Origin of the sequence: Lysinibacillus sphaericus (assembly GCF_006864135.1) — a bacterium.
Classification (GTDB): domain Bacteria; phylum Bacillota; class Bacilli; order Bacillales_A; family Planococcaceae; genus Lysinibacillus.
The window spans coordinates 1-16,182 of record NZ_SADV01000023.1 but is presented as its reverse complement, the minus strand read 5'-3'; the positions used below and the strand labels follow the sequence as shown (position 1 = coordinate 16,182).

16 protein-coding genes, 3 tRNA genes and 1 rRNA gene are annotated in these 16,182 nt (G+C 38.2%); 3 read left to right on the top strand and 17 right to left on the bottom strand.

Going from position 1 to position 16,182, the window contains the following annotated elements; translation table 11 throughout:
• Nucleotides 1-175: 175 nt before the first annotated feature.
• From C7Y47_RS19720 to C7Y47_RS25055, 3 genes are all read right to left on the bottom strand, one after another.
• A complete protein-coding gene (locus C7Y47_RS19720) occupies nucleotides 176-907 on the bottom strand; it encodes a hypothetical protein (RefSeq protein WP_142510304.1) in 732 nt (243 codons plus the stop codon).
• Nucleotides 900-2,237, bottom strand: coding sequence for an AAA family ATPase (locus tag C7Y47_RS19715; RefSeq protein WP_142510303.1), 1,338 nt, complete (start codon nucleotides 2,235-2,237; stop codon nucleotides 900-902). Before C7Y47_RS19715 ends, C7Y47_RS19720 begins: the two co-directional genes overlap by 8 nt.
• A gap of 229 nt (nucleotides 2,238-2,466) precedes the next feature.
• Nucleotides 2,467-2,832, bottom strand: a complete 366-nt coding sequence (locus tag C7Y47_RS25055; protein WP_185903541.1) for a hypothetical protein — start codon at nucleotides 2,830-2,832, stop codon at nucleotides 2,467-2,469.
• A gap of 198 nt (nucleotides 2,833-3,030) precedes the next feature.
• On the opposite strand from C7Y47_RS25055, the gene C7Y47_RS19705 reads away from it, so the two are divergent.
• Nucleotides 3,031-3,747 carry a hypothetical protein gene (locus C7Y47_RS19705; protein ID WP_142510302.1) on the top strand — a complete coding sequence of 239 codons (717 nt, stop codon included), beginning with the start codon at nucleotides 3,031-3,033 and terminating at the stop codon, nucleotides 3,745-3,747.
• 412 nt (nucleotides 3,748-4,159) lie between these two features.
• Here C7Y47_RS19705 and groL read toward each other — a convergent pair whose 3' ends face one another.
• Together groL and groES are read right to left on the bottom strand one after the other, a co-directional pair.
• Nucleotides 4,160-5,791 (bottom strand): chaperonin GroEL, encoded by a 1,632-nt coding sequence (gene groL, locus C7Y47_RS19700; RefSeq protein ID WP_142510301.1) that lies wholly within the window; start codon nucleotides 5,789-5,791, stop codon nucleotides 4,160-4,162.
• A gap of 271 nt (nucleotides 5,792-6,062) precedes the next feature.
• Complete coding sequence (gene groES / locus C7Y47_RS19695) at nucleotides 6,063-6,347, bottom strand: co-chaperone GroES (RefSeq protein WP_049667833.1); 285 nt, start codon at nucleotides 6,345-6,347, stop codon at nucleotides 6,063-6,065.
• A gap of 173 nt (nucleotides 6,348-6,520) precedes the next feature.
• Between groES and C7Y47_RS19690 the strand changes: the two genes are divergently transcribed.
• Nucleotides 6,521-7,285, top strand: a complete 765-nt coding sequence (locus C7Y47_RS19690) for a CPBP family intramembrane glutamic endopeptidase (RefSeq protein WP_142510300.1) — start codon at nucleotides 6,521-6,523, stop codon at nucleotides 7,283-7,285.
• A 101-nt stretch (nucleotides 7,286-7,386) separates the two neighbouring features.
• On the opposite strand, the gene tatC is transcribed toward C7Y47_RS19690, so the two are convergent.
• The 3 genes from tatC to C7Y47_RS19675 all read right to left on the bottom strand — a co-directional run bounded on the left by tatC (nucleotide 7,387) and on the right by C7Y47_RS19675 (nucleotide 9,180).
• Nucleotides 7,387-8,208, bottom strand: coding sequence for a twin-arginine translocase subunit TatC (tatC, locus tag C7Y47_RS19685; protein WP_142510299.1), 822 nt, complete (start codon nucleotides 8,206-8,208; stop codon nucleotides 7,387-7,389).
• Nucleotides 8,209-8,226: 18 nt separating this feature from the next.
• Nucleotides 8,227-8,412 carry a twin-arginine translocase TatA/TatE family subunit gene (locus C7Y47_RS19680; protein ID WP_132364233.1) on the bottom strand — a complete coding sequence of 62 codons (186 nt, stop codon included), beginning with the start codon at nucleotides 8,410-8,412 and terminating at the stop codon, nucleotides 8,227-8,229.
• 132 nt (nucleotides 8,413-8,544) lie between these two features.
• Nucleotides 8,545-9,180 carry a redox-sensing transcriptional repressor Rex gene (locus C7Y47_RS19675; protein WP_132364235.1) on the bottom strand — a complete coding sequence of 212 codons (636 nt, stop codon included), beginning with the start codon at nucleotides 9,178-9,180 and terminating at the stop codon, nucleotides 8,545-8,547.
• A gap of 505 nt (nucleotides 9,181-9,685) precedes the next feature.
• Between C7Y47_RS19675 and C7Y47_RS19670 the strand changes: the two genes are divergently transcribed.
• Complete coding sequence (locus C7Y47_RS19670; protein WP_142510298.1) at nucleotides 9,686-11,629, top strand: ABC transporter ATP-binding protein; 1,944 nt, start codon at nucleotides 9,686-9,688, stop codon at nucleotides 11,627-11,629.
• Between the two features lie 602 nt (nucleotides 11,630-12,231).
• Here C7Y47_RS19670 and tsaD read toward each other — a convergent pair.
• From tsaD to rrf, 9 genes are all read right to left on the bottom strand, one after another.
• Nucleotides 12,232-13,248 (bottom strand): tRNA (adenosine(37)-N6)-threonylcarbamoyltransferase complex transferase subunit TsaD, encoded by a 1,017-nt coding sequence (gene tsaD, locus C7Y47_RS19665; RefSeq protein ID WP_436970125.1) that lies wholly within the window; start codon nucleotides 13,246-13,248, stop codon nucleotides 12,232-12,234.
• Entirely contained in the window at nucleotides 13,248-13,700 is a 453-nt protein-coding gene (rimI, locus tag C7Y47_RS19660) for a ribosomal protein S18-alanine N-acetyltransferase (protein ID WP_142510296.1), read from the bottom strand. The genes tsaD and rimI overlap by 1 nt, the downstream gene beginning before the upstream one ends.
• Nucleotides 13,693-14,400, bottom strand: coding sequence for a tRNA (adenosine(37)-N6)-threonylcarbamoyltransferase complex dimerization subunit type 1 TsaB (gene tsaB, locus C7Y47_RS19655; protein ID WP_142510295.1), 708 nt, complete (start codon nucleotides 14,398-14,400; stop codon nucleotides 13,693-13,695). Before tsaB ends, rimI begins: the two co-directional genes overlap by 8 nt.
• A complete protein-coding gene (tsaE, locus tag C7Y47_RS19650) occupies nucleotides 14,397-14,846 on the bottom strand; it encodes a tRNA (adenosine(37)-N6)-threonylcarbamoyltransferase complex ATPase subunit type 1 TsaE (protein WP_142510347.1) in 450 nt (149 codons plus the stop codon). The genes tsaB and tsaE overlap by 4 nt, the downstream gene beginning before the upstream one ends.
• A gap of 322 nt (nucleotides 14,847-15,168) precedes the next feature.
• Complete coding sequence (locus tag C7Y47_RS19645) at nucleotides 15,169-15,504, bottom strand: hypothetical protein (protein WP_142510294.1); 336 nt, start codon at nucleotides 15,502-15,504, stop codon at nucleotides 15,169-15,171.
• Nucleotides 15,505-15,840: 336 nt separating this feature from the next.
• Nucleotides 15,841-15,916 (bottom strand) — tRNA-Asp (locus tag C7Y47_RS19640).
• Between the two features lie 4 nt (nucleotides 15,917-15,920).
• Nucleotides 15,921-15,995: transfer RNA gene (locus C7Y47_RS19635), tRNA-Met, on the bottom strand.
• 25 nt (nucleotides 15,996-16,020) lie between these two features.
• Nucleotides 16,021-16,096: transfer RNA gene (locus C7Y47_RS19630), tRNA-Val, on the bottom strand.
• Nucleotides 16,097-16,106: 10 nt separating this feature from the next.
• Nucleotides 16,107-16,182 (bottom strand): 5S ribosomal RNA (gene rrf / locus C7Y47_RS26315); the annotation flags it as partial.

Sequence of the window (16,182 nt, the reverse complement as noted above, 5' to 3'; positions counted from 1 at the left end):
ATGAATTAGGAAATGAAAAGATGTCATTACTCAGTAAGAATAGCTTCCCTAAAACGAAAAAAGAGCCATCGCTTATTCTAACGAAAGGACCTTTTTTAGTGAGCAAGCGTCTAACCGCTTCCTCTATATTTGTCGTTGCTGACGCTTCATTTTTCACTACTGATTAACTCTCACTTTATTGTATATCCGACTTAATCATTTCAAATAATAACGGTACATTTGTTCCGCGTTGTAACGAATTACAGCCCTTCATTAAAAATGACCAACTCATTTTCATTTTTTCTTTATACGGAAGCTCTGGGTTAACTGGGAGATATTCTTTTAAAAATTCTTCTATGGAGCTCGATAAACTTTCCATAAATTCATCAGCCTTTTGCACCTTTTCCGTCGCTACTTCATTACGCTCATTCCATAGTACATGCTCTAAGTTTGTAGAAAAATAGAATAGCTGATACGGTATTCTTAATCGATGAATGCTAAAATGATCATTTGCCATAAGGATTTTAGCATTATTCGCCTTCATGTCATTTCGTTGTTCGATTTGTTCCTTACGCTTCTCTGATTTCACTAATATTGCATCTTCTGTATAGAATAAACTTTGCTCAATATCTCCCTTCACCTTGACAAATTCAGGGGCTATGAAACAACCGTCTGCATCAGTAATATGAACGACAGCGGTTAAATCCTTCGCTAAAAACTTATACTTCTCCAAATAGTTCTGAATCACTCGTGTAACACTATTTTTAATATTAGGTATCCGTTTATTAGCATCCCATTTCGTTAAAATATCTTCCCGTTGTACATCGAAGCGAATCGTTGAATTTGCAAAATGTTCATCTAGAAAATCCTCTAAAACAATTTGCTCCGTATGCCCTTCTACAATAATTAAAAGAACTTTTTTAGTCACGCTGAACACCCGCTTTTCTAAAGGCACGCTTAATTTTAAATGTCTTCGTTTCTTTATAAACATCTTCATCCTGTCCGCCCAACTGAATTGCACGTAAATAAACATCTCGAGCATTATTTACCTCTTTAATACCCTTTAGCTGTATATAACGACGATCCTCATTCGTTGTCGAAAACCATAAGTTTTTAATAGCTAGCACCTCTAACACACGTAAATTATGAGACGTAAAAATAAGTTGACCTTTTCCGCCCTCATCAATCACTGTTAACAACTCGCCTAACAAATATTCAAAAACACCAGAATCTAACTCATCTATTACTACACAAGCATTTGGGTTATTATAAACCGCAATGAGCACACTGAGTACCGATATAATTTTCAAAATCCCTTCTGACTCTGTCCTTAACGGTAATTCGCGCTCCCCTCGTTGCGATAAAAATTCAAAACGAATTCCTTTTTCCCCATTATCCATAGTTTGTTTTGTAAGTACATTAATCTTTATAGAGAGACCTGGAATAATCGCTGATAATACTTGATTACTTTGCTCTATTACTTCACATAACACGTAAAATGCGTCCTCTGGCAATAATGCTGGCCCCTTCAAATTGTAAGGGATAGAACCACGAGTTTTTTCGAGATGGATGCTAAAAGGCATACTGCGCTCTTCAAATAATGGTGCGATATTTTGATTGTTAACAACATGTAAATCACGATTAAAATCTATTGCTAAATTATGAAGCAATTGCATTTCTAACTCTGACAACCTATCCTGTAATAACGGCTTTAAATCTTTGTGAAAGACAAAGGACATATATTGTTTTTTAGACAATTGGTGAATGACTAGTAATTGGATACGCATTTTTTCATTCATATCAGAAAGATTTGCTTTACGTAGTTGTATGTCTTCCTCTGTAACATCAATTAAAATCTTTGAACGCTTCCCTTTCTCGTTTTCTCTGTAAGCTACACGTTCAACCGTAGTGTACAGTCTGTTATCATCTTCTTGTAACTCTACATAATAATTGAGAAAAAATGTGCCAAATTGATTTTCTACTAGAAACTCGAACTCAATACTTGCCGTATCCTCCCCTGCCATAATTAATTTCTTTTCCTCAGATGGTAATTTAATTTCAGCTACCCAACCGGAGATAAGTGCCTTTAACAAGCCGAATGCATCAACAATAGTTGTTTTTCCAGAACCGTTCTGTCCGTATAAACCTACAACATTTGGCTTAAGGAATGTCTCGAAATTTACCGCTAACACAATTTCACCATGACGTACATTTCGTAAATTTTGAACTTTTATTTTCTTGATTTTTATAATAGTCATTTATTTAAATCATCCTTTAATGATATTTTCTTCTATTATAATTAAATTTGATATATTTTATAACATTTTTTACTTTAATTAAATATACGCTTATCGATCATTCTTCTAGTTTAATGCCTATGACAATCCTAATAGTAGGCATATGTTAGAAAAGAAAAACCGAAGAAAGGTGTGTTTCATTGGTCAATCCTGGATTTAATCCCGAAGATCTTGATGTTAACATTCCGTTTCACCCTACTATGCCTTCTGGTAGCCCATATCCATCTTTAAACCCATCACCGTATCCGACACGACCTCCGCAACCACGTCCGCCACAACCATATCCACCACGTCCTCCGCAACCACGTCCGCCACAACCATATCCACCACGTCCTCCGCAACCATATCCGCCACAACCATATCCACCACGTCCTCCGCAGCCATATCCGCCACAACCATATCCACCACGTCCTCCGCAACCATATCCGCCACAACCATATCCACCACGTCCTCCGCAACCATATCCGCCACAACCATATCCACCACGTCCGATGCCATTCCCAGGCGGACAATATCCTGGCTTACCAGGTTTACCAGGCTTTAACCTACCAGGCATGTAGATTGGTCACCTAACATATTGGAAGTCCAAGAAAAATGACTATAGCAAAAAAGGCTATCCAGAAGTTCAAATACGAACTAATGGATTGCCTTTTTATTGTTTAGTAGGACAGGAAGTGAAAACATGTCTAGAAAGTTTTTTAGCCATCCTACATATTCGCTCATTTAATGAGCACAGTATAGGAGAGGTGCATCTATGTGTAACGTAAAAAAAATAACTTTATGTATGATTAGCTTAATATTAATTAATTTGAGCATTGTATCTTCTTTTGATGCAAAAGAATTGAGTAGATTAAATGGACTTAAAGCACAAATAAAAGGTCTAGAAAATCGTTTAAAAAGCCTTGAGCCGATAAAACCCCAAACAATTGCTGATCCTCCTTTTCCAGAATTATCTCCCCCATCAAAATTTGTTACACTTTCACAGGTGATAGAGAATGGCAATACAATTCCGTATGAAGTGATCGTCAATAATCCTGGCTACAAGAGACCGGCTTATGAAAAATATTGGCATAGCTCAATCGGTCGGTGGAGCTATGTTCCAACTAGAATTCATTATGCACTGCATCGACTATTTACGAATTACGATATTGCTCTCTCTGAATGGTACGACTTTGAACAAAATATGGGATTCACAATTCCAATGTTTCACAATAAAACGGATTTAGATTTATATATTGTCGTGTTCCAAACTGATATTACAGCAGTTTATACATTGGGGAATCAGGTGGTCGTTGTTGGAAAACCGAGAAGAACCGGTGTTCAAGTGATTACTATAAAAACAAGCGCTATACATCCCTCAAATACTGAAGAATCTTTACTTGTGCAATTATCAACTCAAGCAGGAGAAGAAATGGATTATACTCTAATCTCTTATATTTCCCCTGATTTTAGGTTGAAGCAAAAAGAATAACTCTAAGCTACTTTTCGGAGTTTTTTATTAGCAGGTTTGTATCTTTATCAGCGATTGTTGAAGGTTTATCAGCGATTGTGCTGTTTTTATAGTCAAGCCCTTAATATTGTGTAAAATTCTATACAAAGTTTTTCAACCCTGATTTTAGTTTTCCTAAATTTTACGGCTTAAGTTGGAATTCGCCGCTAAAACTTTGAGTTTCGCCGCCAACCACGCAAAGAACGCCGCTAAACCATAAAGTTTCGCTGCTAACAAGCTTATTATCAGCAATTGTCGGAGGTTTATCAGCGTTTTTGTTGTTTTTATCAGCGATTACCCATATTTTATCAGCGATTCACTAATAAATATTCGCTAAACATAAAAAATCACTTCTCAAATGGAGAAGTGATTTTTATTTGGCTGGAGCCGTAGATTACATCATTCCTGGCATGCCGCCCATACCAGACATATCTGGCATTGCTGGAGCTGCTTCTGGGATGTCTGCTACAACTGCTTCTGTTGTTAAGAATAGAGCTGCTACAGATGCTGCGTTTTGTAGTGCTGAGCGAGTTACTTTCGCTGGGTCTACTACGCCCGCTTCAATCATGTTTACCCATTCACCTGTTGCAGCGTTGAAGCCTACACCGATTTCTTCGCGTTTTAGGCGATCCACGATAATTGAGCCTTCAAGACCAGCGTTGTTTGCGATTTGACGGACTGGCTCTTCTAAAGCACGTAGAACAATTTTTACACCAGTTGCTACGTCGCCTTCTTCTGCATCTGCAACTTTTTCAACTGCTGCATATACGTTAAGAAGTGCCGTACCACCACCTGAAACGATACCTTCTTCAACTGCTGCGCGAGTTGAGTTCAGAGCATCTTCAATGCGTAGTTTGCGTTCTTTTAGTTCTGTTTCTGTTGCAGCACCAACTTTGATTACTGCTACACCACCTGCTAATTTTGCAAGGCGTTCTTGTAATTTTTCTTTATCGAATTCTGAAGTTGTTTCAGCAAGCTGAGCACGGATTTGACCAATACGGCCTTCGATTGCATCTGCACCGCCAACACCTTCTACAATTGTTGTATTGTCTTTTGTAACAACAACTTTCGCAGCGCGACCAAGTGATGTAATATCAGCTGATTTAAGGTCTAAGCCTAATTCTTCTGTAATTACTTGACCACCTGTTAAAATTGCGATATCTTCAAGCATTGCTTTACGACGGTCACCAAACCCTGGCGCTTTAACCGCTACAGCATTGAATGTACCACGAAGTTTGTTCACTACAAGTGTTGCAAGAGCTTCACCTTCAACATCTTCAGCGATGATTAATAGTGGACGACCTTGTTGTACCACTTGTTCTAATAATGGTAATACTTCTTGAATGTTTGTAATTTTTTTATCAGTAATTAAAATGTATGGGTTATCTAATACCGCTTCCATTTTATCTGTATCTGTTACCATGTAGTGTGATGCATAACCACGGTCGAATTGCATACCTTCAACTACATCAAGCTCAGTTGTGAAGCCTTTAGATTCTTCAATTGTGATAACACCATCGTTACCCACACGTTCCATTGCTTCTGCGATTAATTGCCCTACTTCATCATCAGCAGCAGAGATAGCCGCAACTTGTGCGATTTCGTCTTTGTTGCTAACTGGACGAGAAATAGCGTGTAATTCTGTAAGGGCTGCTGCAACTGCTTTATCGATCCCTTTACGAATGCCTACAGGGTTTGCACCAGCTGTAACGTTTTTCAAACCTTCACGAATAATTGCTTGTGCTAATACTGTTGCAGTTGTTGTACCGTCACCAGCGATTTCGTTTGTTTTAGAAGCAACTTCTGCTACTAATTTTGCCCCCATGTTTTCGAATGGGTTTTCTAGCTCGATTTCTTTTGCAATTGTTACACCATCATTTGTAATAAGTGGTGAACCGAATTTTTTTTCTAAAACTACGTTACGACCTTTAGGCCCTAATGTAATTTTTACTGCGTTTGCTAATTTATCTACACCTTGTAGCATTAATGAACGAGCGTCTTCTGAGAATTTAATATCTTTTGCCATTTGAATTTACCCTCCTGAAATGGAATATTCGTTAAGCTTCATCAATATATTTATAGAAATTTCGCCATACAGTCATTGCCATCTATATGTGACAATTACTAGGCATTTACTTTAAAAGGAATTATCACCAAAATGTGTGTGGTTGATTTCCGTTCCTACTGGGCGCTTTAAGGAGTCGCCCAGCCTTCACTCCAATCAACTTATTTACATAGTAGACGTTTTAAAAAATGCCATCCACAACTTTTGGTAATGAATCTTTAAAAGTATTAATTTATTCAATAATTGCAAGAATATCACTTTCGCGTAAAATTAGGTATTCATTACCTTCATATTTAACTTCTGTACCAGAGTATTTAGAGAAAATAATGCGGTCGTCAACTTTTACGTCAAGCTCTACACGTTGCCCGTTCTCTAAAATGCGACCCGTCCCAACTGCTACAACTTTACCTTCTTGCGGTTTTTCTTTTGCAGAGTCTGGCAGTACAATACCGAATGCAGATTTTTCTTCTACCTCGATTAGTTCGATTACAATACGATCTCCTAGTGGTCTTAACAAGTGAAACAACCTCCTATAATTAATTATATACTTGAAAGTTTATTAGCACTCTATCTAGTCGAGTGCTAATACAATTATTATGATAATCAATCACACTTTTTTTTGCAAGTCAGAACTTCGAAAAATTTTGTTTTCTTTCCATATTCCTCTACAATAGAAAGGTAGCATAATGAATGGAAAGGATTTTGACTGTGAACAATTCTCAAAAAATAAATAAACATAAAAAAACAGCTCTTTATGTTTTACTGATCTATATCCTCATGCAAATATCGGGGATCTTACTGGCAAAACCGTTTCACAAGCTTGTTATGAGTACAACTGGTTTACCTAGTGGGCAAGCTGCTCCCCTTACTCAAGGCTGGTATATTGCACTTAGCTTTGCCATTGCGTTAATTTTAAGCTTAATCCTTACATCCCGCGATAAAGCGTTTTGGGATATTTATAAAGGGAAGAAAGAGACTATACCACTGTCAATTATGTGGGGAATTATCGGTTTCTTCTTAGTTTTCTTCGGCCAAATGATTGGCGCAGCTATCGAAATGGCTATATTCGGTATCCAAGGTGGCTCGCAAAATACAGCTGATATTGTAGCTATTGCAAAAGGTGCCCCTATTGCAATATTAGCGATTGTTGTTTTTGGACCAATATTAGAAGAGTTTGTCTTCCGTCGTGTTATTTTCGGATCGCTTGTCCAAACAACTAATTTCTGGATTGCCGGTATAGTAAGCGCCATTTTCTTTGCTCTTATTCATATGGACTTCTCACACATCTTGCTTTATACAATTTGCGGATTGATTTTTGCCTTCTTATACCACAAAACAAAACGCATTTGGACGTCCATTATCGCCCACGTCATGCTGAATGGTTTTGTGACGCTTGTACAATTGTATGCTGAACCACTGCAAAAGTTTCTTGAACAACTAGAAAAAATGCAATAAAAATTAGTGAAATTTTTGCAAACCGCTGATTTCTAGTTGAACCTAGCTATTTATAACGACGAAAAAGCTCGATGCTGCTAATTGGCATCGAGCTTCTATTATTATTGATTTAATTCTTCGATTTGACGTCGTTGCTGTTCAAGTGCCTCTTCGACCTGGCGTTTTTGCTCAGCTTCTTGCTCTTCCTTCATTCGCATTTCTTCTGATTTTAAGTATTTCTTATAGCCAACACGGGAAATCATAATACTAATTTCATAAAGAATGAATAACGGTACTGAAACCATTAAGTGTGAAGCTAATTCAGGTGGTGCGATTAAAGCAGCACATACAAATAAACCAAAGTATGAATACTTACGAATACGGATTAGTAACTCAGGAGATAAAATCCCAATGCGTGAAAAGAACAAGACTACTATCGGTAATTGGAAAAGGAAACCAAAGGGTATTGTAAGCTTAAATAAAAACGAAAAATATTCATGTATGCCAATCGTTTGTTGAATCTCCAATTCGTTAGATAAATTCATCATAAACTTTATGACATAAGGGAATAGTAAAAAATATGAAAAGGATAACCCTGCTAAAAATAATAAAAATGAATACGGTATATAGCTTAAGGTTGCTTTTCGTTCTACGTCCCTAAGTCCCGGGCTAATAAAAGCCCATAATTGGTACATCAATACCGGCGAAGATAGGATAAATGATACTAAAAAAATAACTTGGATATAAATTGCCAGTGGTGTTACTACATCAAACGCATGAAGTTCTATATTGTAAGACTCTCCAGTAATTTGAAGATATTTAACAAGCGGCTTCGCAACAAAAAAGCCAGCAATCATAGCGAGAACAAAGAAAACGGCAACAATGAAAAGCCGTTTTCTTAATTCTTCTATATGTTCAATGACAGTTAGATCTTTTGGATTCATTCCTCAAACATCCTAACTTTACTTATCTAGTTCTTTCTTCTTCTTGTCATCATCATCTTCGTCGGCTAATCCTTTTGTAGCATTTTTGAATTCACGTAATGTTGAACCAAATGCTTTACCAAGCTCTGGTAACTTCTTAGGACCAAAAATTAGTAATGCGACAATTCCGATAATAATGAGGCTCATTGGACCTATTGGACCCATTACAGCCACCTCCTCTTTATATCCATCATTTTAACGCATATTTCGCCATTTTGCTAACTAATAATATGTGAAAGTTTTTCGTCATTCTCTCATTTTATCTCATATTCGGTACAAAAAAATTATGTACAATTATCACTCTTCCTGATTACGAATTAAATAAATGAGTGCCTGCAATTCTACCGACAAATCGATTGTTAAAAGTTGCATTTTATCTGGTACAGTAATACGCTCTGGCGTAAAGTTTAAAATTCCTTTTGCGTTCATCACCGCTAATCTATCAGCCATTTTCTGTGCAGAGCGTGGTGAAACTGTTAAAATTGCAAGCTCCGCTCCATATTCTGCATACTTTTCTTCCAATAAATCAGGATGAAAAACAGGAATATTGCTAATCATCTTCCCTTCCTTCGGGGCCTTTGAGTCAAATGCCACAACGATATGGGTATTATGATTTTTTTGGAAATTGTATTTTAATAAAGCACTACCTAAGTTCCCTACACCAATTAATGCTACTTTTGTGGCTTCATGTTGATCGAGCGTTTGACTAAAGAATTTCAAGAGATGCTGCACATCATAGCCATATCCCTTTTTGCCAAGAGCACCAAAATAAGAAAAATCACGGCGAATAGTTGCAGAATCAATTTTCATCGCTTCACTCAGTTCCTTCGATGAAATACGTTCCATGCCTTCTTGTGCAAAGTTTTGGATAAATCGATAGTAAAGAGGAAGTCTTTTCGTAGTGGCTTGTGGAATTTTTAATTCTTGTTTCAAACTTTTTCCTCCTTATAATGTATCAAATTCTATTTATAAGGATCATCACCAAAACGTGTGGTTGATTTCCGTTCCGACTGGGCGCTTTGTAGCTGACGCTTCGCTTTCGCTACAGAAAACATTTGTTGCTGTCGCTTCGCTTTCGCTACAGAGCAAAGCTTCCTGGGGGCGTCCGATGAGCCGCTTCACTGCGTTGCAGGGGTCTCATCTGTGACGCTGATCCCCGAGGAGTCGCCCAGTCTCCACTCCAATCAACTATTTACATAGTAGACGTTTTAACAAAAGTCATCCACAACTTTTGGTGATGAACCATTTATGATACATGCTTAATATTTCTAAGTTTATACTATTCACTGGAGGATTTCCCTTTAGTTAATGGCGCTTTTACGCCACTAACTAAAGAGAAATCGTTTCAATCTTACATGACAGCTTGGAATAAGTAAAGCATCGACATTGCAAGGCAATCGCACATCCATTACACTAAGGTAGAATTGAGGTGTCAAGAATGATTGTTTTACAGGTCAATCAACTATATAAATCCTTTATTGCAGATGAAATTTTAAGTGGCGTAAAATTAGAGGTTCAACATCGTGACCGCGTTGCATTAGTAGGTCGTAACGGTGCTGGTAAGTCCACTTTACTTAAAATAATTGCTGGTCAAATGTCCTATGACTCTGGCGATATTATTATCCCTAAAGGTATACAAATTGGGTATTTAGAGCAGCATGCTGGATTAAACTCAACATTGTCGATTTGGGATGAAATGATGACAATTTTTGAGCCGCTTATTACCCAAGAACAGGCAATCCGATCATTAGAGCAACAAATGGCCGACCCTGCTGTTTATGAAAACCCTACTTTATATGCAAAAATAATGTCTGAATACGATCATTTGCAGCATAATTTTAAAGATGCAGGTGGCTATCAATATGAATCTGATACACGTTCTGTGCTTCATGGCATGCAGTTCTATCCTAATGATTACGAAAAGCCAATTAGCTCACTCTCAGGGGGACAACGGACTCGGTTAGCGCTTGCTAAGCTTCTGTTAAGTAAACCTGATCTATTAATACTCGATGAGCCTACTAACCATTTAGATATTGATACCCTCTCTTGGTTGGAATCATATTTAAAAGGCTATGAAGGGGCTATTCTAATTGTTTCCCATGACCGCTACTTCTTAGACCAGGTTGTTTCCATTGTCTACGAAGTCTCTCGTCATCGCGTCACAAAATATACAGGCAATTATAGTGCCTATTTAGATGAAAAAGCGGAAAATTATGAGCGTGATTTGAAGCTTTATGAACGTCAGCAAGATGAAAAGGCCAAGCTTGAGGAATTTATTCAAAAAAACATTGCTCGTGCTTCTACTACTAAAATGGCACAAAGTCGTCGTAAAATGCTTGAACGAACAGAATGGATGGAATCCCCTGATGGTGATGAAAAATCAGCAAGCTTCGGCTTTACAATTGAGCGTCAAAGTGGAAACGATGTATTATCTATTGATGACTTAGCTATAGGTTATCGTGATAAGAAAATATCAAGCGGCATCACATTGCGCACTTTCCGAGAAGACCGTATTGCACTTGTTGGACCCAATGGTGTTGGTAAATCAACTTTATTAAAAACCATCGTCAAAGATTTACTACCACTCTCTGGAGAGATTCGCTATGGTACAAATGTTCAAATTGGTTATTACGATCAAGAGCAGGCCAAGCTATCGAGCAATAAAAGTGTGCTAAAAGAGCTATGGGATGAATGGCCTTTAATGAATGAAAAAGATATTCGCACGGTGCTAGGCCGTTTCTTATTCAGTGGCGATGATGTAGATAAAATCGTGTCATCTTTATCTGGTGGAGAAAAGGCTAGACTTGCATTAGCTAAGTTGATGATGCAAAAGGCAAATTTCTTAATTCTTGATGAGCCTACCAATCACTTAGACTTAGATAGTAAAGAGATACTGGAAAACGCACTGATCGATTATCCTGGAACGCTCTTATTTGTATCGCATGACCGATATTTCATCAATCGAATCACTACTAAAGTAATCGAACTATCCGGCGACGGTTCCTTTGAGTACTTAGGTGACTATGATTATTATCTTGAAAAGAAACAAGAACTATTGGAAATTGCACAAATGAAGGCTGCCGCTCAACCGCAAGTACAAGCTGTTGTATCTGAGAAGATCTCTACCTCTAAAATTGATAAAGAGGCTAAAAAACGGGAGCGCCAAATTAGACGCACGCTTGAGGAACTAGAGGGGAAAATGCAGCAAGTAAATCTTGAAATAGCTCGCTTAGAAGAAGCTCTTTGCGATCCTGAGATATTCACAGACCACGAAAAAATTACACAACTTCAAGAGGAATTATCAACTGCTAAGGAACAGTATGAGTTATTCGAAATGGAATGGCTCGAGCTAAGTGAAGAACTTGAAAATATTATTTTATAACATCTCTCTTGAGGTGGGATAAAACTTATAAAGCCATGTGCCTTGTCACATGGCTTTTTACTTTACTCGCGTTGATTTTTCATATATATTGGTCAAGTGCTATTTTTCGACAAAAAATGCCCACAACTTTATACACACTATAAATCTAGTAATACCAACATATCAACAGACTTTTCCACATTGTCCACAACTCAAAAATATTTTATTCACATTATTTTGTGCAAAATAGGCTACTATATATTGAATAATCACAAGTTATACACAAGTTATCAACATTTTGTGCATAAGTACGGATGTTCGCTGTTTTATTTCTACCCTGCCTGTGGATAATTTTCTGAAAAATTTGTCAACTGATCAGATTCAAATTTTCTTATAGATACTATTTTCTCAACAATTTTTTCACAAAAGCAAAAAGAGGTATTTTAGAATCAAATCTAAAACGCCTCTTTTTCTATAATCAATTATGCCTCAGTCCGAAATCGGCTTTGTGCTTAGGCCTGCAGATGTTAATGCAGGTAGTTAGCCGTTATCGCAAGGATGCGATGATTTTAGGCAAACATCCTTTATTAACTCCTTTCCGATTTCGTGACACCCAGAAAAAGTTATACCCAGGATTTTAACTCCATTCCAGGGCGACCGTTCATTGATAAATTGCCTCGAATACCGGCTTCAAACATAGGTGTCGCTGCAGCCCCTATCATAGCGGCATTATCTGTACACAGCTTTAATGGTGGCACGAAAAATGGTATGTTTTCTTCTGCAAATACCATCTCAAGTGATGTACGCAAACCCTTATTTGCCGCTACACCACCCGCTGCAATAACCTGCTTCACGTTATATTCGCGAGCTGCCCGTAATGTTTTCGCCGTTAATACTTCAACTACGCTATCCTGAAACCCTCTGGCAACGGCAGTCGGACAAATTTCTTCACCGCGTTGGTCCATATTATGCTTATAATTAATAACCGCTGATTTCAAGCCACTAAAACTAAAATCATAAGAATCTTCCTCTAACCACACTCTTGGGAAGGATACAGCCTCATCTCCCTCATGTGCTAATTTATCAATTCGCGGACCACCTGGATATGGTAAGTCTAAAACACGCGCAACCTTATCATAAGCTTCACCAGCTGCATCATCTCTCGTCTCACCGATGACTTCAAAAGAGCCATGTTCTTTCATATAAACTAGCTCTGTATGGCCTCCTGATACAACAAGTGCTAACAATGGGAAATCCATTGGTTGCACGAGTGCATTAGCATATATATGTCCAGCTATATGATGCACACCTACAATCGGTAAATTATTAGCAAACGCAAAGGCCTTCGCGGCATTAATCCCAATTAACAGTGCACCTACAAGACCAGGGCCCTCTGTAACTGCCACAGCATCTAAATCAGCTGGCTTCATATTTGCCTGTGCTAATGCTTCTTCTATAACTACTGTAATTTGCTCAACATGATGACGAGATGCAATTTCAGGCACAACCCCACCAAATCGTTTATGACTTTCTATTTGAGATGCAACTACATTTGAAACAATTTCAGAACCATTTCGAATAATCGCCGCTGCTGTTTCATCACAGCTCGATTCTATTGCTAATATCATTCGATCTTCCATCATAAATTCACCCACATGACAAGGGCATCCTCCCCGTTATCTGTATAATAGCCTTTACGTATACCGCCATCTTGGAAATCAAGCTTTCGATAAAGATTTTGAGCAACTGTATTTGTTACTCGTACCTCTAAACTCATGACTTCCATAGTATGCTCTCTAGCAATACGCATAGCCTCTCGCATTAATCCTTCACCAATGCCGCGACCTCGAGCAGCCTCTATAACGGCTACATTCGTAATTTGAACAGCGTCTATAACCATCCACATTCCGCAAAAACCGATAATACGATCATCTTCATCCACAGCTAGCAAGTAATATGCATACTGGTTTTCGTGCACTTCATAGTAAAAGGAATCTAACGTCCATGGTGTAGGAAATGTAGCAAGCTCAATTTCATATACTGCTGGTACATCATCAGATCCCATTTTACGATACGTTACATCACTACTCATGAGCCTTCTCCTTTTGTTCCTTTAGCCAGTTTGCCTCCGCCTCTGCAATGCGTTTATATTGCGGAATAAAATGATGAACTGCATCCACACTTGGTAGCTCCATTTTAGTAGCTAGTCTAATCGTTTCACTTGCTCGTGGTAAATCATTGCTAAATTGCGTACGCTGAGCTCGCTCACCCATTACCTCTACGATTTTATGCCAAAAAACATCTACATCGGCTCCAACAAATAAAACCGGTGCCTCTAAAGCCTGTAAACGCTCTAACAAGCCATCTATATGATCGTGATAATCTTCTATAATTGTTTCAAGCCCACAACCTTTATAAACGGCCGTATAGACATTGCCTCTTCGCGCATCAAAAATAGGACAAATAAACCCATCATATAGTGCTGCATTTGCGGCCAATGACTTTAAGCTAGATATTCCAACTAAAGGCTTTTTCAATGTCCATGCTAATGTTTTAGCAAGCGTCACACCTATTCGTACACCGGTATAAGAACCAGGTCCTTCTGATACAGCAATCGCATCCAACTCGCTTGGCTTTATGCCAGCCTTTGCTAGCACTTCTTCAATAGCTGGCATAGCACCTGCTGAATGCGTTAATTTAATATTTTGTACAATCTCCGCGATCACTTTCCCATCTTTTATTACAGCAATAGAAAGTGGTGCATTCGCTGTTTCAATCCCTAACCAAATCATTTCATTAGCTCCTCACATAATGCCTCATATCGCTTTCCAAGTGGTGTTAATACAAATCGTCGTTGATTTTCTCCGATCCGGTAAATTTCTATTCCAAGACGCTCCTGTGGTAAATCCTGTGCAATCAAATGAGCCCACTCGATAACTGACACCGCATCACCATAAAATAGTTCGTCCCATCCAAGATCCTCATCGCTTTCTGCTAAACGATAAACATCTAAATGATTAAATGGTAAACGCCCCTCATATTGCTTAACAATCGTAAATGTCGGGCTATTGACCGTTCTCGTCACACCAAGTCCCTTCGCTAATGCTTTCGTAAATGTCGTCTTACCAGCGCCCAAATCACCCTCTAATGTAATTGTATCTTGGGCTTCTAGTAAGCTTGCTAGTTTCAACGCAAAATTCTCAGTATCATCAAGTGAATTCATTATTTTTTCATACATCATCTCTTTTTCCTCTCCTAGCTCCATTACTTCTAGTTTACCGAAACAAGCGTAAATGTTCAAAACATCCAATGGATTTCAAAAAAAACAATTACACCTTGGTGTAATTGTTGCAGCTTGTCGACAAAAAATTATAAATTTTGTATCAAATAAATAAAGGAGATTTTCACTCCAAGCTGATGCTCATCATGAGGTGAGTCCTAAAACTTATGCAAATTAGCATTCGTCATTAGCCTGAAACAATTATGCCTAGGCTTAATTATCGCTGACGATACTAATTTATGTGCTAAATAAAAATAAAACACGCTTATAAAAAACGTGCTTATTTTTTATGCTCCTTTACCTCACTAACCTTTTTATCAACCAATTTATCATCTTTAAATCGTACTATATACGTTTTTGTCATAAGTATTTCATCATTCCAGCGGTATTGATCATTTTTTATCACGTCCCCTGCTCCCCCTGCAATTTTTACTACTTCCATATATGACATGCCTTCTTTTAATTTTTCAAATTCGGCTTCATTCATATTTTTCTGCCAGTGGTACGCATTGGACTCCTCTATGTCTAAAATAGGATCTCCACAGCCTGCTAGTATTACAATAGCACCTATGAGTAAGCTTATATTCAAACGTTTTATGTAAAAATAATTTCGCATGCTAAACACCTCCAAATTCCATCACGAGAGGAATCGATAAAAAATAGTCACCCTATAATAGCGGTCAGTTTGTTGACACATACAACGACCTTTGCTAACGAGTTTTTCGATATGAGTGTTGGGGGCTTCACGGAATCGGAAAGGGGGTTCTTTGTGCAAGCACAAAGCCAATTCTAAACGCAATTATGCCTAGGCATAATTATTCTAAAAATCTATGGATACCCCAACAAATATTATTGAACCAATTTTATCGATATCCACTAATTTCCTTATATTAACAATAAAAAAAGTTCTTATGATTTAAAAGCATCATAAGAACTATATTATCGTTTATAATGGCGGTCCCGACCGGGATCGAACCGGCGATCTCCTGCGTGACAGGCAGGCATGTTAACCGCTACACCACGGGACCATTTTGGTTGCGGGGGCTGGATTTGAACCAACGACCTTCGGGTTATGAGCCCGACGAGCTACCACTGCTCCACCCCGCGATAATAAAGTGATTTATTTTAAAAATGGTGGAGGATGACGGGCTCGAACCGCCGACCCCCTGCTTGTAAGGCAGGTGCTCTCCCAGCTGAGCTAATCCTCCTGGGTATTATGCCTAGCGACGTCCTACTCTCACAGGGGGAAGCCCCCAACTACCATCGGCGCTAAAGAGCTTAACTTCCGTGTTCG